This is a genomic window from Pedobacter ghigonis, assembly GCF_903166585.1.
GTDB lineage: Bacteria > Bacteroidota > Bacteroidia > Sphingobacteriales > Sphingobacteriaceae > Pedobacter > Pedobacter ghigonis.
Genome location: NZ_CAESCM010000016.1, coordinates 116,261 through 134,309, shown reverse-complemented (window position 1 = coordinate 134,309; position 18,049 = coordinate 116,261). Strand labels below are relative to the sequence as shown.

Here is an 18,049-nt window from a genome sequence, read left to right as displayed (position 1 = left end):
CTGGATTTTTTGTTGTTGAAGCAGCATCTAAAAGCAGTAATAATACACCTTTAAAATACAAAAAAAGGAGCAGAAAAACTAGTTTTCTACTCCTTTATCCTTTTGAATTAAGGGACTTTTTCAGTGCCCTCATTTTCACTGAAAGGTTTTTTTATGTGTTTTTAGCTTTAGTCTTTCAACTTTCAGCTTGAATTATGCTTGTTCAGCCAAAACTTTAGTTACTAAATCAGCAGCTTCTTTTAAAGCAATTGCCGAGTAAACCTGAAGGCCAGACTCGTCGATTAACTTTTTAGCCTCTTCAGCATTTGTTCCTTGTAAACGGCAGATGATTGGCACAGGGATATTTCCGATTTCTTTATAAGCATCGATAACACCTTGAGCAACACGGTCGCAACGTACAATACCACCAAAAATGTTGATTAGGATAGCTTTAACGTTAGGATCTTTCAAAATGATGTTGAAAGCCGCCTTAACAGTTTGTGCATTTGCAGTTCCACCTACATCAAGGAAGTTAGCAGGCTCACCACCAGCTAATTTAATGATATCCATGGTAGCCATAGCTAAACCAGCACCATTAACCATACAACCTACGTTACCATCAAGGTTAACGAAGTTCAGGTTAGAAGCACTTGCTTCAACTTCCATTGGATCTTCTTCAGTAACATCGCGCATTGCTGCGTAATCAGGGTGACGGAATAAACCGTTCTCATCCAGATTTACTTTAGCATCAACTGCAATTACTTTATCATCAGAAGTTTTTAATACCGGATTGATTTCGAACATCGAAGAATCGGTAGCTTCGTAAGCTTTGTATAAAGCAGAAACAAATTTTACCATTTCTTTGAAAGCGTTACCGCTAACACCTAAGTTAAAGGCAATTTTACGTGCCTGGAAACCTTGTAAACCAACTTTAGGGTCGATTTCTTCTTTGAAGATTAAGTGCGGCGTGTGCTCAGCAACTTCTTCGATATCCATACCACCTTCGGTACTGTACATGATGATATTGCGACCTTTTGCACGGTCTAACAATACTGAAATGTAGAATTCTTTCGTTTCAGAAGCACCTGGATAATAAACATCCTGAGCAACCAAAACTTTGTTCACTAATTTACCTTCTGGTCCGGTTTGAGGAGTTACTAGTTGCATGCCGATAATGTCGGTAGCACGTTGTTTTACTTCTTCAAGGTTTTTGGCCAATTTAACGCCACCACCTTTACCGCGACCACCAGCGTGGATTTGCGCTTTAATTACAACCCAATCAGAATTATAATCAGTTTTCAGTTGCTTAGCAGCCTCAACAGCTTGCTCAGGAGTGTCGGCAACTATTCCTTCTTGAACGTTAACACCGAAACTTTTTAATATTTGTTTACCCTGGTATTCGTGAATATTCATCTGTTTATATTTTTGTCTTTATCTGTCAGATGGAGCCTTTTACTATTAAAAAAAATATTTTAACAGCATCGGGTTCATTTGCTACAAAATTTGCCCAAAGCTACAATTTCAAACCCTTTAAACAAATAGAATTTACCGATTTTTTCAGAAAATGAACGTTTTATGTTAATCGGTAAAAAGAGGCCGGCAGGATTGGGCTTTTTTTGTTTAAACCTTATTTGCGACTTCTGGTTTTAAACCCAAAGCAGGCTCTGTGGCTGCGCTAAAGTACCTTTTTAGCTAAGTTTTTAACTTCATCTTTAAATTTCTGATCAAAAACCTCTTTAAGCGTTTTTGTTTTTAAGTTGTAAACAAAATATTCAACTTCATCCTCTCCGTTAAATTCCTTATCGCCATTCGAATCCCTGGTTAAGTTCATTAAAATCAGATCATGTTTTTCATCTATTGTCCAACTGCTTAATTCGTAATTGTTTGGCGATATTCTGGTAAAGGATTTTCCTTCCAGATTAGATATGTAAAGTTTGCCGGGGTCTTTGGGCGTTAATTTTTTGTCGCCATCGTAATCCGAATCTGTAATGTTGTAATAAATAAACTGATCGGATAGGGTTAGTGGATGGTTTGAAGCTTTTTCTGCCTGGCCAATAGAGAAAGAATTGATGATGATTTTTTCTTTGGTGAGCAATTCGTTTTGACCGGAAGTGGTGTTGTGAAATACGAGATTCCAATGATTGGTACTGGCTTGCCTTTTATAACTTTCTTCATCATCGCCGTTTAACCTTAAGGGGTAGATCAGCATATCGGTTTTATTAACAATTATCGGAGAATCGTATTTAATTTTTGGGTAAATCTTGGTTTTTGAGGCGGTGGTTCCATTAACAGAAACGGTTTTGTTTTCTTCAGTACAGGCTGTTGTGAGCAGTACATTGCTTAACAAAACAAGGGAAAAGAGTTTTTTCATAGTCGTTAATTTTGAGATTTAAATAGGTTAAGGTAGCAAATTTAAGCTTTACCTCCCGGCTTTAATTGAGGCGGGAGGTAATAAACAGATCAGCTGCCGGCAAAGGGTGTGCCGAAGATACCCACTGCCAATTCGGCCCATATGAGGAATAAGGCAAGTAGGATGATGAGTAAAATTACTGTTCTTAATGTGCCTGTTTTTAAGTTTCTGATAACAAGTTCTATGGCCAGACCAGTGCTTAACAAGAGGGTACCGGCTACCATGAAATCGGTTAAATCCCATTTTACTTCATTGGTAAATTGCATGGCTATAAGCGGAATGCTTAAAATTAATGCCACAACACCAAGGATAATAGCAATCCTGGTTGCTGGCGAACTTAATGTTGACTGTAGATTTTTCATGATTTTAAATTTAATATAGTGTTTTTTAATTGTTTGATTGTAGTAAAACCTTTGCTTCCCGATGCAAAGTGCATCGGGATAAACTAAATCCAACAAAAGTTAGCAAAGGCGAGAGGTTAATTTTACAGGATTTTTAATATGATAGAGTTGTTTGTAATTCAGTTTTGCTCTCGGCTTTGCAAAGCGCTTTTTTGCTTGCTACCTTCCGCAGCTTGTTTTTCATTTTAATATAATATTTAGAAAAATTAAGATGACCTGCTTTAAAAAGCTTTCGGTGCGCTAACCAGATTACTAAACTTGTTGCCATAAAAAAACAGGCATAAGCCGTACAGGCTATCCACCTTAAAAAAGCATTTTTTTGACTACAGATGATGTAGAGGCGTTCTTTTTGAAATTGAATATGAGCTGCCTCATCTATTAAGATATCAGTACAAATCTGTTTAAGAAGTGGACAGTTGGTAGCATCTTTTAACGCCTGATAGAAAATTTGAGCAGCACTTTCTACGATAAGTACGGTGATCGTCCAAAGTTCCATGCTGCTGTTAAAATATCTCACCTGCCGGAAAAGCGAATCATCCCAGTTTTTTTCCAGACGTTTTACATGGATTAAATCGAGATATCTACCCAAATTGGCCCCATGTTTTTGCTCTTCTTTAATAAAAAGTTGAGCAGCTTTCGGGTATTCCGAATCATTAATCTTTGCGGCATATTTTTTTGAAACCTGCATGAGGTGTTTGCCATCACCGGTCTCCGCTAGTTGCCAGGCTTTTAGTGATTTAATGATATTACGTTTTTCCTCATTTGTAACCACCGGATTTAATGTCCAGTCGATTCTATTTATTTGAACATTTTTTTCAAAATAATTTATCCAGTAAGCTGAGCTATGCGTTTTCATATTTAGACGATTAATTTATAGGTGTTTTACTAATTGTTGAGTCAATAATTTTATGGATGGTCACGTTTAGTGCAGACCATGATAAAGCAAAAAGTGCTGATGTCATTGCTGTCATTTTATGCCACTTGTTCATATTAATCTTGATTAACCTCAAAATATTTCGCTGTATTCCAATCCTGCAAATTCAATGATAGCCAGCTTACCGTTTGATAGCGCTCTTTAAAATAACCAATGCGCTCATCCAGCAGTTCGCTGTAAAACTGTGTGTTTTTGGCTTTAGCAATTTCTTTTCCGTAAAGATCTTTTGCGGGAGTGTAATGCAATTTTGAACGATTTTGATCTAATAAAGGCAAAGTTTTATCAGATAACGAGAGCAGGTAATCGGCATCTACTGCAACCTTATCGCTGTGGGAAAGGTTGTATTTGGCGATAAAAACATCCCAGTTTACCAGACTGAAAGCAAGCAGGAGTACAAACCAGATATTTCCGTTTACTTTAAACAGATAAAATAGGGTCCGCTCTTTCGCAACTTTGAAGTAAACGGTAGCCAGTCCAATGATACAAAGGATAGCGAAAACCAAAACGCCGATTCTTTTGTGGGTGAGGCCATAAAATTCGATATAATAGCCGTCGCGGATGAACACGGAAATAATGAGAATAAAATTCTGCACCATCCAGGCAATAGCCAAACTTTTTAGGGTTTTGCTTTTGTGGTAAAAATTCAGGTTACCACGGAAGAAATATAAAATTACTGCCATGGCGAGCACGATACTGAAAATTAAGGCATTGGTGCCGTCATGAAGGTCGGCAGAGAAATTACCTTCCGGTTTATAACCGAACCAGAGTGTCGAAATATCGATCAGGTTAACACATAAGAGCAGCAGGTTTAACGAAATAAAGGATATGAGGCCGATGATATATTCGGTTTTCAGGGCCATTTTTTTAGTGATAATCTGGCTGGTAAAAGTATGGGCAACTTCGTACCAGATGCTTCTTGGCTTTTTACCCCGCCTTATCCTTAATAATTTTTCGTTACAGCTGGCTTCAAGCTTTTCGATGCTTTTGTTGTAAAAAGTGATGATTAAGCCGGCAGTTAAAAATACGCCAAAACAGAAATGCATAAAGCGTGGAAGGCTCAAATCCTGGAAGATAAAACCGAAAATATTATCGAAAAAGTTAAAAATACCGGTGAAAGTGGTTTCTAAATAATGCCCGAAAATTTGGTTGGCACCACTGTATATCGCAGTGAATACGAAAATGATAAATAGCGGAAGTATGATGTATTTAATGGGCTTAAATACAGGTTTCAGATCGAATTTACCAATTTTAAGTTCTGAGAGCCTTTTAATTAAAGTTGCCGGTACAGTAATGATCTGAAGCGCGGTAGCCATTGCTGCAATGTAAATGGTGCGTACAGCCTGGTAATGGGCAAAGCCTACAAAGAACAAGAGGCTGATACAATAACTTACGCTGGTTAATACCGAATTGTTTACCACTACAAGTACTGCTGCCAGCAAGTGTGCAAGTGCATAAACTTTGAATTTGTTGCTTTTGGCTACCTCGCTGTTAAAGAGGGTAACTGCTATAATAAAAACACTATAAATCAGTTGGTTCAAAGCCAGCCACTCTTCCCAGAAGATGTAGCTAAAAAGCAATCCGCCGAGCAGGGTAGAAAGCAGTAAAAAGTTGGATTTCGTTTTCATTTTGTTTAAGGTTTATAAGTGGAAATAACTTAGTATGTACATGTAGAGAATTACTAGGGGAATATTTAAAAGCATGCAGATAATGGTAGCGACTGTGTGCCTCCAGGTGGTTGGGTTGCAAATGAGCTCAACTAGAATTATTGCCAGCACCAGGAGATTTATAATAACTGCGCCAAGCGTAAAAACGGCCCCAACTATCACTAGAAAAATAGTTTGTGATATTAAGTAGGTTATGAATATTAATGTGCCGATAAGTGCAGAATAATAAGCCAGTTTTTTGCCTATATAATTCATCTGTGGTTCTAAAATTTCTTCCATTTTATGTTTTTAAAAGTGCTTTGAATTTCAAAGTAATTAGTTAAAAAAAATTGCTTACAGCTTCTTAATCATTTTTTCGAGTGCATCTAAATGCGCTTTAAAAGCCTGCTTGCCCAATTCGGTAATAGAATAGGTGGTACTGGTTTTGCGACCAATAAAACCTTTGTGTACTTTAATAAATTCGGCCTGCTCCAAAGTATTGAGGTGCGAAGCCAGGTTACCGTCGGTAAGTTCAAGCATTTGTTTTAAATCGTTAAAGCCAATTTCATCATTCACGACCAGTACAGACATTACGCCCAGCCTGATCCTGCTATCAAAAATCTTGTTTAAATCTGCTATCGGATTCTTCATCTTATTGGCCTCTTTCGTATTTAAAATACATTACCAATCCGTAAATAATGTGTAAAACACCAAAACCAAATGCCCAGAAAAACAGTCCATAGCCAACATAAAACATGCATACTAAGCCCAAAATAACTTCGCAGTAACCCAGGTAACGGATATCGCTGTAGGTATACTTGCTGGCATTGATGAGTGATAACCCATAAAAAATTAAACAGGTTGGTGCAATAATGCTATAGGTATTGGGGTGGTTAAGGAGCAGGGCTATTATAAACAAACCACCGGCTGCTAGTGGGGTAAACAAATTAATCAATAAAGATTTCGAAGTTTTATCCCAGATTGGCAGATTATTTTTCTGGCTTTTACGGTAAGTAAATAAAATGCCGCCGGCCAAAGCAATCACCAAAACAAACACACCAAGCTTAATAAGATTAAATTCGAGGTCCATTTCTCCGCTTACACCATAGCCATAACCCCGTTTATTCACAAATTTATCAATCTCATCATGCGCCAAATAAGCACCAATTAATGCAATAACGCCGGCAAAAACGCCAGATAAACCACTCAATGAAATAAACCTCGACGATCTATCCATCATTTGCCTGATATCTTTTAATGCATTTAGCTGTTCTTCTGAGTTGCTCATTTTAAAAGTGCTTTGTTTTTCAAAGTTAAATAAGAAAATGATAATTGCAAATTTTATTTTTTTTGGATGGATAGTATCAAGTATTAAGTCGGTAGTATCAAGATGAGATAAGTTAGCCCGAGTGAATCTTTTCGCTTTGGTCTTTAGTCTTTCAGCTTTAGCCTTTAAGCTTTTTTACTAAATTTGACACATGCTAAAAGCCACTGGAATAAAAAAGTCGTACGGAAATCTGCAGATCCTGAAGGGTGTTAATTTTGAAGTGCAAAAAGGAGAGATTGTGAGTATAATAGGGCCATCTGGCGCTGGAAAAAGTACGTTACTACACATTTTAGGAACTTTGGATAAACCTGATTCGGGTGCTGTTGAATTAAAAGGATCGGTTATCAGTGGTTTAAGTGGCGATTTGTTAAGCACTTTCCGTAATAAAAACATTGGGTTTGTATTTCAGTTTCACCATTTGCTACCCGAGTTTAGTGCGCTCGAAAACGTGTGTATACCGGCTTTTATCGCTAAAACAAATAAAAAACAGGCCGAAAATAGAGCGCTGGAACTGCTTGAACTTTTCGGACTGAAAGACCGTGCGCACCACAAACCCAACCAGTTATCCGGCGGCGAGCAGCAGCGTGCAGCCATTGCCCGGGCATTAATTAATAATCCAGCTATTATATTGGCCGATGAACCTTCAGGGAACCTCGATTCTGAAAATGCAGCAGCCCTACACCAGTTATTTGTTAGTTTGCGCGATAACTTTCAACAGACTTTTGTAATTGTTACGCATAACGAACATCTGGCAAAAACGAGCGACAGGGTGGTGATGATGAAAGATGGGTTAATTGTATAGCCAGTACTAAAGAATTGCACAACCTTAATAGAAATACAAAAAACATTCTTTCATTCAATCATTCTTTAACTTTCTCTCATTCAAAATTCATTCATTAACCAATTTATTATTCAACATTGAAAATACTCATTACAGGCGGGAACAACGCAAAAGCCTTAAAGCTGATGAAGGCATTTCCCAATCATTTCGTTTTACTTGCCGATTATGGTGAAGTGGCAGCCATTGCTACCGAAAAATATGCTTTCACCTCTTTAGGCGTACTTAACCAAGACAGCATTGCACACATTTTATTAAATTTTTGCATTACTGAGGGGATTGATTGCATTATTCCGCTGCACCGTTACGAGGTAGAACCGTTGGCTAAATCGGCTGTGCTTTTTGGCGAATATGGCATTCAGGTTTTATTGCCAGATGCGGATTCTATAGTAACATATTTGGCCCCCGAAAAAACTACATTTCAGAACTTCGCTGTTTTTGTTGGAGGCGAATGTGTTTTTGCAAGTGGCAAGGAAATTTTTGTCAGGACTGAAGAAAAATTAAATGGCGTATTTGGTTATCAGATAGCAGACGATGAATTAAAACTTTTTACAATATAATATGGATGTTAATCAACATATAAAAGATAAGCAGCTGGTTATTTTCGAACTCGACGATGTACTTTTTCCTGAAAAGGATTATCTGCTGCAGGTATATTATTTATTTGCCCAGTTTATCGAATACAGTGAGCAAAAGGGAGCAGGACCTATTATTGAATTTATGCGTGCCGAATACGAAAAAAACGGTGCCACACAACTTTTCGAAGAAACAGCGAAACAATTTGGTATCGATGTCAAGTACAAATACAATTTTGATCTCTTGCACCAGAATGCACGCCTGCCTTTAAAACTATTGCTCTATAAAAACATCCTTTCGTTAATGCAGGAGCTGGTTGTAGATCGTAAAAAGATATGTATTGTTACAGCAGGCAATGCAGAACAGCAGCTCAATAAAATAAAGCAAACGGAGTGGAATGGTTTAGAACAATACCTAACTGTTTATTTCAGCGATGAATTGAACCAGCCAAAAGCAGAAATTTTCCAGAAGATACTAAACGACAATAATTTATCGCCAAATGAAGCGTTAGTTGTTGGTGCAAATAATTTTGATGAAGAACAATCTAAATTAGTTAATTTGCCGTATATTGTGTCACTAGAAATTTACAAATAAATATGTTTAGAAAAGTTTTCTCGCAAAATGTATTTTTGGGCGCTTTAATTGTGGCGGTAGGCTGCACTGTTTCTTGTAAAAAAAGCAGCACCGAACCCGATGCTACTGTAGAATCTAACTTGTTGCAAACACCAACTAGTGATAGATCGCTACTGACTAAAGATTCGATTTTTTTATATGCCAAGCAAACCTATTTCTGGAATGTGGGTATGCCTAATTACGACACTTTTAATCCGAGGCAATATAGCTCAAATAATGCCATAATAGCTGCGTTTAAAGCTTTGCCGAGTACTGGTGGGAAAGATAAATATTCTTTTATTGATGATGGATCTGTAGCCAGTCAGTTAAGTGGAGCAGGCGAAGATTATGGTTTCTCTGCTAATTTTGATGCTTCCGATTTGTTAAGGGTAACTTATGTTTATCCAGGCTCTCCTGCAGATCAGCAAGGGTTAAAGCGGGGTTATCAGCTTACGAAAGTGAACGGCGGTGGAACTTCACGATCGAGCAGTACCGATATTGCCAATTTAAACGCTTCAATATTTGGCGATAACCCGTCAATTTCATTGACTTTTTTAAAACCAGGCGGAACATCGCAGGATGTTGTGATTAACCGCGGTAGCTACAATATTAATCCTGTTTTGTTTAGTAATACTTATACTGTTGGGGCAAAAAAGATTGGTTATATTGTATTTAATAGCTTTACCACCAATGCATCGACAGCCCTGGATGCTGCTTTTACGAAATTTACAACCGATGGGGTTACTGAGCTGGTGGTAGATTTAAGGTACAATGGCGGTGGTTCTGTAGCTACATCCGAATTGTTTACCAACCTAATTGCACCTCCTGCCCAAAATGGTAAAATTATGTACACTACATACTGGACCAAAACCATGCAGGATGGGGCAGCAACGATTTTGCAGAACCAGAAATTTTACGCCAAAGGTAATGATGGCGTAACCAGGCTTTATTCTTATTTCGATTATTCTTATAAACCAACAATGGCAGCCGGTAATCAGGAGACTTTTGCCAAACGTGGTGCCTTAAACGGTTTAACCAGGGTTTATTTTTTGGTTACCAGAAGCACCGCTTCGGCCAGCGAGTTATTGATTAACAATTTAAAACCCGTGTTGGATGTGAAATTAATCGGTAAAACTACATACGGAAAGCCGGTAGGTTTCTTCTCAATCCGGATTGATAAAAGTGATTTGTATATCCCGCAATTTCAAACCAAGAACCAGCTGGATCAGGGCGAATATTTTGCAGGCATGACGGTTGATAAAGACGTTGCAGATGATATAACCAAAGATTTTGGAGATCCTTCAGAAAAGATGCTGGCACAAGCTTTATACTATTCGGCAAACAATAATTTTTCTGCTTTAGCTAAAGATAACACACTTAGCAGTACCTCTGGCGCGGTAAGACAACAGATTGATGCTGCCAACGAAAAGCTCGACCACGGGTTTAAAGGGATGGTAGAAACCAGGAAGCTGAGGTTTAAGTAATTAACTATATTTTTTGAAAGGCTGAACTGGTACAATCCGGTTTCAGCTTTTTTTTAATTTAAATTATTACACAAAAGGTGTAAAATTTGGTTGTTTTTTTTTGAAAAAATCGATAAGCTTGTTTAACATTAATCGTTAAAGAGATACCATGTCAGTAGAAATTGTAGAAAAGGAACATATCGGCTATTTAAATATCATCAACGCAAAAGAAGATCACACCAGTGAATTAAAAACTAAGCTTGGTGAAGCACAACGGCTAGGAAACGAATTTAAATCGAAAGCCGTAATAACATTTAATACCACTATTGGTCCGAAGAGGGTAGATACTACAGTTTGGTCGGTTACCGATAATTATATTCAGCTTAAAAACAATATTCATATTCCGTTAAAAAGTTTAATCGATATTGATTTTTAAGGCTGTTGTAAGGAAAATAAATCATCCCGCATTTATTTAACCTTATAAACATAATGAGTACACTTCATCAGATTGCCTTAACTTTTATTAAATCTATCGGGCCGGTAACGGCTAAAAATCTGCTCGCCTATTGTGGTAGCGCCGAAGCGGTATTTTCGGCATCTAAAAAGCAACTGCTGCAGATTCCGGGTATTGGTGCGAAAACGGTCGACGCTATTTTAGCCACCGATGCTTTATCACGCGCCGAACAGGAGCTTGCCTTCGTACAAAAGCACGGCATAGAAGTACTTTTTTTTTTCGGAACCGAATTACCCTAAACGCTTAAAGAATTGTTTCGATGCGCCGATATTACTGTATTTTAAAGGCAATGCCAATTTAAATCAGCAAAGGATTATCAGCATTGTAGGCACCCGAAATGCAACAGATTACGGTCGCAACCTCTGTAAGCAGTTATGCGAGGTGTTGGCACCGTATAATGTTTTAGTGGTGAGTGGGCTGGCCTATGGTATTGATGTGGCTGTACACAAAGAATGTATAGCCAATCAAACCACAACAATTGGTGTGTTGGGGCACGGTTTAGATCGTCTTTACCCGCAGGTACATAAGGCTGTTTCGCAAAAGATGGTACTGAATGGAGGGCTGCTTTCTGAATTCCCTATTTTAACTAATCCCGACAGACAAAACTTTCCACAACGTAACCGCATTATTGCCGATGTTACGGTGGTAATAGAAGCATCAATTAAAGGAGGTGCATTAATCACTGCCGAGATTGCCAATTCTTACAATAAAGATGTTTATGCTTTCCCGGGACGTACCAATGATGTGTATTCAGAAGGATGTAATTTCCTGATTAAAACAAACCGGGCAGGTTTAATTAACCACCCAAATGACCTCATTTATTACCTAGGTTGGGATAATGAAATGCCTGAAAAGAAACAAGTGCAGGCCACTTTGCAGTTAAGCCTTACAGTTAACGAGCAAAAAGTGGTAGATACTTTACAAAACGGACAGCTCTCTATCGATGAGCTTGCCCTGGCCACTAATATTCAGCAAAGCAAACTGGCCATTGTGATTCTTACACTCGAAATGCAGGGCATTATTGTTTCTTTGCCAGGCAAAATTTATAAACTGCTTTAAATTTTCCGAAAAAGAGGTTCCTGTTCTATGGTTTGGCACGCTGTTATCCCTCCATATAATCAGATTTATTAGCGCTGATCATTACCAAAAATCTCAAATAATGCAGGTAAGCAGGTCTGCTTTAAACAGGCAATATTGTGTTTTGCCCAATAATCAATCTATAATGCCTATCATAATTATAGATTATGGAATTAAATTTTTTAAAAATTGATATTTTAAAATTATGTTTCAAATATATATTAGTTTGTAAAATACTTAATGCCTTTGCTTAATTTTGTAGCATGTGGTACAATAATATTTTAGAAACAATTGGCAATACGCCATTAGTGAAATTAAATACAATTACTAAGAATGTTCCGGGTACAATTCTGGCCAAAATAGAAACTACCAATCCAGGTAACTCCATTAAAGACCGTATGGCGGTTAAAATGATTGAGGAAGCCGAAAAAAGTGGTAAGCTAAAACCAGGGGGTACCATTATCGAAGGAACTTCAGGAAATACAGGGATGGGACTTGCCATGGCAGCCATTATTAAAGGTTACAAATGTATTTTTACCACAACTGATAAACAATCGAAAGAAAAAGTTGATGCTTTACGTGCTTTTGGTGCCGATGTAATTGTGTGCCCCACCAACGTAGAGCCAGAAGACCCGCGTTCTTACTATTCTGTTTCTTCACGTCTGGAGCGCGAGGTGCCCAATTCATGGAAACCCAACCAGTACGATAATTTGGCTAATTCGCAGGCACATTATGAGCAAACTGGTCCTGAAATATGGGAGCAGACTGAGGGTAAAATTACCCACCTGGTGGTTGGTGTTGGTACTGGTGGTACCATTTCCGGAACAGGAAAATATTTAAAGGAGAAAAACCCTGATATTCAGGTTTGGGGAATCGATACTTATGGTTCGGTTTTCAAAAAATATAAAGAAACCGGCATTTTTGATAAAGATGAAATCTATCCTTATATCACTGAGGGTATTGGCGAAGATTTTCTTCCGGCAAATGTTAATTTTGATGTAATCGATCTGTTTGAAAAGGTTACCGATAAAGATGCGGCATTAATGACCCGCGATATTGCCCGTAAAGAGGGGATTTTTGTGGGTAACTCTGCCGGTGCTGCCATTGGTGGCTTAATCCAGTTAAAAGATAAATTAAAGCCCGAAGATGTGGTGGTGGTAATTTTCCACGATCATGGTAGCCGTTACATGGGTAAAATGTATAACGAAGACTGGTTACGCGAACGCGGGTTTTTACAGGATGAAAAACTTACCGCTAAATCGATTCTTGCCAAGAAAGAAAGCACGGAAATTGTAACCTTAGATGCTCAAAAATCGGTTTTAGAGGCAATTAATACCATTAAATCGATGAATATTTCACAAATTCCGGTCACCCAGCAGGGAATGATTGTGGGTAAAATTGCCGAAAGTGATATTTTATCTGCACTGCTCGAAAATCCGGGATTAAAATCTGCTCCGATTGCTGAAATTATGACAGCTACTTTTCCTTTTGTTGATCTGAATACTTCGATCGATAAAATTTCTTCGTTAATTAACAAAGAAAATTCTGCCGTATTGGTTGAGGATGAAACCGGAAAGATTGAAATTATTACGCAGTACGATATTATTAATGCGATATCGGGGTAATTATGGAAGATGTGAGATGGATGATGGAAGTTGATTGATAAATACATTAAAATTTTTAGATGGCCATAAGTTGTTAACTTGTGGCCATTCTTTTTATAAATATGGCAACGCTCAAAGAAATCCTATCAGCTAAGACTGACAATCAATTAAAATATTATTTAGATCACGTAGATAAACATACCTCAGAAGGGGTTAGGGCTGCACTGGCTGAATTAAAAAGTAGAAATGTCGAATTACCAGAAGGCATTGATGAACTGATTGAAGAGAAAATCAGGTTAAAAGAAAGTACCAGTTATGATAGCTTAAAAGGCTGGAAGAAAAATGTAGTTAAAGATGTTGATGCTCCGGAGTATTATTCACAAACAGCGATTTATGTTTTCTCAATCCTTTTTTCAGTGCTTTTCGGTGCTGTAATGATGGCTATTAACCTGAAAAATGCAGGAAAACGATGGGGCTGGCCAATTTTATTTGGATTGATATTTACACTGGGCTTTATTTACTTAAGCGAATTTATTCCTAACCGTACAAGCGGAATTACTTTAATCGTTAATGCCCTGGGAGTTATTATTATGTATCAGTTGTTTTGGAATAAAAGTATTGGAAAGGATACTAAATACAGAGCCAAGCCAATCTGGATTCCTTTAATTGTTGCGATTATATTGGTTATACCTTTGGTGTATTTCAGTATACAAAACTAAAAAACGCCCGTGTAAATTTTACACGGGCGTTTTTTGTGACACTATTATCGGCTTTGGGTTTTACCTTCAACCCTCAGCCTTTAAACCTTTTACCTTTAATGGCTTGGCGCATCTGCGTTTACACGCTTAATCTGCGCACCTAAGGCACGTAAACGGGTATCGATATCCTGATAACCACGCTCAATCTGCTCGATGTTATAAATGGTCGATTTTCCTTCTGCAGATAAAGCAGCAATTAATAAGGAAACTCCTGCTCTGATATCAGGAGAAGTCATGCTGATACCACGAAGTTTGTATTTCTTATCAATACCGTTAACTGTAGCGCGGTGCGGATCGCAAAGGATAATCTGTGCACCCATATCAATCAGTTTATCAACGAAGAATAAACGGCTCTCGAACATTTTCTGGTGAATGAGCACATTTCCTTTAGCTTGTGTTGCTACAACCAAAACGATACTCAATAAATCAGGGGTAAAACCTGGCCAGGGTGAATCGGCAATGGTTAAAATAGATCCATCGATAAAGGTGTCAATTTCGTAGTGCTTTTGCGAAGGAACGTAAATATCATCTCCACGACGCTCTAATTTAATACCCAGTTTTTTGAAAACTTCAGGAATTACACCAAGCTCATCGTAACACACATTTTTAATGGTGATTTCTGACTCCGTCATTGCAGCCATACCGATAAATGAGCCGATCTCGATCATATCAGGCAACATTCTGTGTTCGGTTCCACCTAGTACTTCAACACCCTCAATGGTAAGCAGGTTAGAGCCAATACCCGAAATTTTTGCGCCCATGCGATTAAGCATTTTACAAAGCTGCTGCAAATACGGTTCGCAGGCTGCGTTATAAATGGTGGTAGTACCTTTAGCTAAAACAGCAGCCATTACAATGTTTGCTGTTCCGGTTACCGATGCTTCATCTAACAGAATGTATGCCCCCTGTAAATTGGTAGCATCAACATTAAAGAAAGATTTTTTGCTGTCGTAAACAAATTTAGCACCTAACTTTTCGAAACCGATAAAGTGGGTATCTAACCTTCTGCGACCAATTTTATCGCCTCCTGGTTTAGGGATTGCTGCTTTACCAAAACGTGCCAATAGCGGCCCAACAATCATGATCGATCCACGTAAACCACCACCTTTAGCTTTAAAAGTTTCCGATTCGAAAAAGTTTAAATCGATGTTTTTTGCTTCAAAAGTATAGGTATCCTTATCAATACGCTCTACCGTTACACCTAAATCGCCCAGTAGTTCAATCAGTTTATTTACATCTTTAATGTCGGGTATATTGCTAATGGTTACCTTTTTTTCGGTAAGCAGCACTGCCGATAAAATCTGTAAAGCCTCGTTCTTGGCTCCCTGGGGGGTAATTTCGCCTTTTAATTTAATTCCGCCTGTTATTTCAAATGCGTTCATATATGTTTCTTCTTTAACTAAATTCATGTGTCATGCCGAATAAACTCAATAGCTGTTTTAGAGATACTGAAATCAGCAAGACAATCTGCTTTTAATATTTAGGTTTGTTGTTATTTCGTTGACGGTTGTTGTTATTGTTCTGGCGGTTTTTGCCGTTGTTGTTATTGTTGTTGCTTCTGCCGCGGTTATTGTTGTTATTATTGTTTTGACGTGGATTTTGAGCCCTGAATTCTACTTTGGCCAGGTTTACGCCTTCTTCAAGCTCAAGCAAACCACCCGAAAGGTACCTCAGGTCTTTAATAATCGTATCGTCGCTTACATTATCCTTGTTCCAGGTAACATAAGCCATTTTCATAAAATTGGCAATGCTTTGCACCATGGCTTTCTTAATCTCAGGATTTTCCTCGCGCATGGCTTTTTCGATTAAGTTTTCAACGGTTTTACCATAATGTTTGTAAGTAATGCGTTGTTGCGGATAAGCCAGAGGCTCTGGTTTAATGTAGGCATTCTCGATCAAAGGCTTTGGATAGGGGCTGTCTACATCAATCTGGTAACCAGAAATAATGTGCAGGTGATCCCAAAGTTTATGCTTAAAATCGGCAACATCACGCAAATGAGGTTGCAAGAATCCCATCAGGTCGATAACCGCCTGGGCATATTTATTACGTTCTTCAATGGTTGGCAATTCGCAGATATACTTTACCATATTTTGTACGTTACGGCCATATTCCGATAAAATTAAATGGCTACGTGTAGTATTATAATCAAAACTCATGTATAGATAAATTAATGGATAAATATTCCGGCGATACGAATTATGAAATAACCAGAAGAGTTTAGGTTATGAATTCACCGAAATGTCTATTGCCGGACTTTCGTTTTTATATACTCAAAGGTAGTAAAATTATTTTAATATGCTCAATTCTGTCGACTGAAGTCGACAGTTAAAAAACAAAATAATTTCTGTGTTAATCTGTGAATCCGTGGCTAATTATTGCCTAAATTTCATCAGTATTTTTAGGATAATCGAAAAAGATTAACTTCCCGGTTCCGCGGCTTACGAGTTCCCACGAATCAAATGGAAAAGTAATTAATACCATACCGGCAGTTGGAATATTATAGATGTCGGCATTGCAGAGTTCGTTGGCAAAATCGGTAAAGCCCGGATTATGTCCAAACATCAGCACTTTATCGGCTGCATCATCCAAAGTATTAACTACCTTAAGCAATGCGGTTGTATTGGCCTCATAAATAGCTGCTTGGAATTGGATTTGGTCAAAACCATAAGCTTCGGCAAAGTATTTGGCAGTAGATTTCGCCCTTTTTGCAGGACTGCTCACCAATAAATCGGGTTTAAAACCTTTGTTTACCAGGCGTTCGGCCATTTCTGGCGCGTTTTCTTTTCCACGTTTGTTTAAAGGCCGGTCGAAATCTTTTAAGTCTAAATTTCCCCAATCCGATTTTCCATGACGGACCAATAGTAATTGCTTAGCCATTGAGTTTCTCCTTAATTTTATTTACAATTGTTTCAGGTTCGATTAAATCTATACAGTTTTCAACACCGCAAAGGCAGGGTTTGTTTCCGTAAATGGAATTTGGTCTGGCCGGGTGATCGATCTGAATACAATCGCTTTCCGATTGCCCATAGCCAAGGAAGCCAGCATAAGGATGCGTTGGACCCCAAATGGAAACAACGGGCACACCAACCAATGAAGCCATGTGCATACCAGACGAATCCATGCTTACCATTAAATCGAGGTTCGAAATAATGGCCAGTTCTTCGGTAAGGTTGTAATTGCCGATTAAATTATGGGTATTGGCATGTTTTCTTGCCCATTCTCCGGCAATTGCCTGCTCGGTTTTACCACCGCCAAAAATAAAAAGCTGATAACCCAGATTGCTCAGGGAAGCCACTACTTTTTCCATTTTAGCCAAATCGTAAACTTTATAAATATGCTGTGCAAAAGGGGAGATGCCGATTTTTTTTGTACCGGGATCGGCAAATAATTCTTTTGCTTTTTCAGGTAAATCTTGTGCTGATCTGTTAATCTGGTGACTGAGTTTAAGTTCAAAACCCAACTCCCGAAAAACATCGGCATAGCGCTCTACTGTTTTTCTTAATGGCTTAAAAATTTTGTTTGTAGAGCGGGTTAATGCTTTTTTCTCGTCTCTTCCTTTGTCAATGCGCTTAATTGTAGTGCCGGCTAAACGAAAGAAGGTGGAAATGGTTCTGCTTCTTAAATTATTGTGTAAATCGGCTATTGCAGCAGGTTTATAACGGCGAAGTTCCTGAAAAAGCTTGTAAAGACCGCCAATTCCTTTATGGACGGTTTTGGGTTCAATCGCATGAAAAATGAGATTAGGAATACCTGCAAAAAATGGCCTGAACGCCGGCCTGCTCACCATGATCAGCTCAGTGTCCGGATTTTGTACTGCAAATTCGTGTAACACCGAGGCCACCATGGCTACATCGCCCATGGCCGAAAAACGTAAAACGATTATTTTATGGGTTGCGGCCATGGCTTTCTGCT

At 38.3% G+C, this 18,049-nt stretch carries 22 protein-coding genes; 10 read left to right on the top strand and 12 right to left on the bottom strand.

Going from position 1 to position 18,049, the window contains the following annotated elements:
- Positions 1 to 191: hypothetical protein (locus tag HWV58_RS24325; protein ID WP_217707037.1), on the top strand; the 191-nt coding region annotated here is incomplete at its 5' end.
- A gap of 1 nt (position 192) precedes the next feature.
- Here HWV58_RS24325 and sucC read toward each other — a convergent pair.
- The 8 genes from sucC to HWV58_RS20525 form a co-directional block, all read right to left on the bottom strand.
- On the bottom strand, positions 193 to 1,392 hold the full coding sequence (gene sucC, locus HWV58_RS20560; protein WP_124559604.1) for an ADP-forming succinate--CoA ligase subunit beta: 1,200 nt from the start codon (positions 1,390 to 1,392) through the stop codon (positions 193 to 195).
- Between the two features lie 262 nt (positions 1,393 to 1,654).
- The gene (locus HWV58_RS20555; RefSeq protein ID WP_175635885.1) at positions 1,655 to 2,350 is read right to left on the bottom strand and encodes a hypothetical protein; all 696 of its coding nucleotides are present in this window, start codon (positions 2,348 to 2,350) and stop codon (positions 1,655 to 1,657) included.
- Between the two features lie 89 nt (positions 2,351 to 2,439).
- Positions 2,440 to 2,751 carry a hypothetical protein gene (locus tag HWV58_RS20550; RefSeq protein ID WP_175635884.1) on the bottom strand — a complete coding sequence of 104 codons (312 nt, stop codon included), beginning with the start codon at positions 2,749 to 2,751 and terminating at the stop codon, positions 2,440 to 2,442.
- 133 nt (positions 2,752 to 2,884) lie between these two features.
- A complete protein-coding gene (locus HWV58_RS20545) occupies positions 2,885 to 3,646 on the bottom strand; it encodes a ferritin-like domain-containing protein (RefSeq protein ID WP_175635883.1) in 762 nt (253 codons plus the stop codon).
- A gap of 134 nt (positions 3,647 to 3,780) precedes the next feature.
- On the bottom strand, positions 3,781 to 5,349 hold the full coding sequence (locus HWV58_RS20540) for a DUF4153 domain-containing protein (RefSeq protein WP_175635882.1): 1,569 nt from the start codon (positions 5,347 to 5,349) through the stop codon (positions 3,781 to 3,783).
- A gap of 12 nt (positions 5,350 to 5,361) precedes the next feature.
- The gene (locus HWV58_RS20535; protein ID WP_175635881.1) at positions 5,362 to 5,667 is read right to left on the bottom strand and encodes a hypothetical protein; all 306 of its coding nucleotides are present in this window, start codon (positions 5,665 to 5,667) and stop codon (positions 5,362 to 5,364) included.
- 54 nt (positions 5,668 to 5,721) lie between these two features.
- Positions 5,722 to 6,018, bottom strand: coding sequence for a winged helix-turn-helix domain-containing protein (locus tag HWV58_RS20530; RefSeq protein WP_175635880.1), 297 nt, complete (start codon positions 6,016 to 6,018; stop codon positions 5,722 to 5,724).
- A gap of 1 nt (position 6,019) precedes the next feature.
- Positions 6,020 to 6,655 (bottom strand): hypothetical protein, encoded by a 636-nt coding sequence (locus HWV58_RS20525; protein ID WP_175635879.1) that lies wholly within the window; start codon positions 6,653 to 6,655, stop codon positions 6,020 to 6,022.
- Positions 6,656 to 6,845: 190 nt separating this feature from the next.
- Between HWV58_RS20525 and HWV58_RS20520 the strand changes: the two genes are divergently transcribed.
- From HWV58_RS20520 to HWV58_RS20485, 9 genes are all read left to right on the top strand, one after another.
- Positions 6,846 to 7,496, top strand: a complete 651-nt coding sequence (locus tag HWV58_RS20520; protein ID WP_175635878.1) for an ABC transporter ATP-binding protein — start codon at positions 6,846 to 6,848, stop codon at positions 7,494 to 7,496.
- Positions 7,497 to 7,612: 116 nt separating this feature from the next.
- A complete protein-coding gene (locus HWV58_RS20515; RefSeq protein WP_175635877.1) occupies positions 7,613 to 8,092 on the top strand; it encodes an ATP-grasp domain-containing protein in 480 nt (159 codons plus the stop codon).
- 1 nt (position 8,093) lies between these two features.
- Positions 8,094 to 8,702: an HAD family hydrolase gene (locus HWV58_RS20510; RefSeq protein ID WP_175635876.1), complete on the top strand. Its 609-nt coding sequence runs from the start codon at positions 8,094 to 8,096 to the stop codon at positions 8,700 to 8,702.
- A 2-nt stretch (positions 8,703 to 8,704) separates the two neighbouring features.
- Entirely contained in the window at positions 8,705 to 10,204 is a 1,500-nt protein-coding gene (locus HWV58_RS20505) for a S41 family peptidase (protein ID WP_175635875.1), read from the top strand.
- Positions 10,205 to 10,352: 148 nt separating this feature from the next.
- Positions 10,353 to 10,619: a hypothetical protein gene (locus tag HWV58_RS20500; RefSeq protein ID WP_124559616.1), complete on the top strand. Its 267-nt coding sequence runs from the start codon at positions 10,353 to 10,355 to the stop codon at positions 10,617 to 10,619.
- 53 nt (positions 10,620 to 10,672) lie between these two features.
- Complete coding sequence (locus HWV58_RS24575) at positions 10,673 to 10,936, top strand: helix-hairpin-helix domain-containing protein (protein ID WP_317174805.1); 264 nt, start codon at positions 10,673 to 10,675, stop codon at positions 10,934 to 10,936.
- Between the two features lie 28 nt (positions 10,937 to 10,964).
- Positions 10,965 to 11,756 (top strand): DNA-processing protein DprA, encoded by a 792-nt coding sequence (locus tag HWV58_RS20495; RefSeq protein WP_317174806.1) that lies wholly within the window; start codon positions 10,965 to 10,967, stop codon positions 11,754 to 11,756.
- Positions 11,757 to 12,037: 281 nt separating this feature from the next.
- Positions 12,038 to 13,399: a pyridoxal-phosphate dependent enzyme gene (locus tag HWV58_RS20490; RefSeq protein ID WP_175635874.1), complete on the top strand. Its 1,362-nt coding sequence runs from the start codon at positions 12,038 to 12,040 to the stop codon at positions 13,397 to 13,399.
- 101 nt (positions 13,400 to 13,500) lie between these two features.
- Complete coding sequence (locus HWV58_RS20485) at positions 13,501 to 14,097, top strand: hypothetical protein (RefSeq protein ID WP_175635873.1); 597 nt, start codon at positions 13,501 to 13,503, stop codon at positions 14,095 to 14,097.
- Between the two features lie 95 nt (positions 14,098 to 14,192).
- Here the strand turns inward: HWV58_RS20485 and murA are convergent, their stop codons facing one another.
- The 4 genes from murA to HWV58_RS20465 form a co-directional block, all read right to left on the bottom strand.
- Positions 14,193 to 15,518, bottom strand: a complete 1,326-nt coding sequence (gene murA, locus HWV58_RS20480) for a UDP-N-acetylglucosamine 1-carboxyvinyltransferase (RefSeq protein WP_124559745.1) — start codon at positions 15,516 to 15,518, stop codon at positions 14,193 to 14,195.
- Between the two features lie 91 nt (positions 15,519 to 15,609).
- On the bottom strand, positions 15,610 to 16,293 hold the full coding sequence (locus tag HWV58_RS20475; protein WP_175635872.1) for a DUF4290 domain-containing protein: 684 nt from the start codon (positions 16,291 to 16,293) through the stop codon (positions 15,610 to 15,612).
- A 223-nt stretch (positions 16,294 to 16,516) separates the two neighbouring features.
- Positions 16,517 to 17,014 carry a SixA phosphatase family protein gene (locus tag HWV58_RS20470; RefSeq protein WP_175635871.1) on the bottom strand — a complete coding sequence of 166 codons (498 nt, stop codon included), beginning with the start codon at positions 17,012 to 17,014 and terminating at the stop codon, positions 16,517 to 16,519.
- Entirely contained in the window at positions 17,007 to 18,038 is a 1,032-nt protein-coding gene (locus tag HWV58_RS20465; protein ID WP_175635870.1) for a glycosyltransferase family 9 protein, read from the bottom strand. Before HWV58_RS20465 ends, HWV58_RS20470 begins: the two co-directional genes overlap by 8 nt.
- Between the last annotated feature and the right edge of the window lie 11 nt (positions 18,039 to 18,049).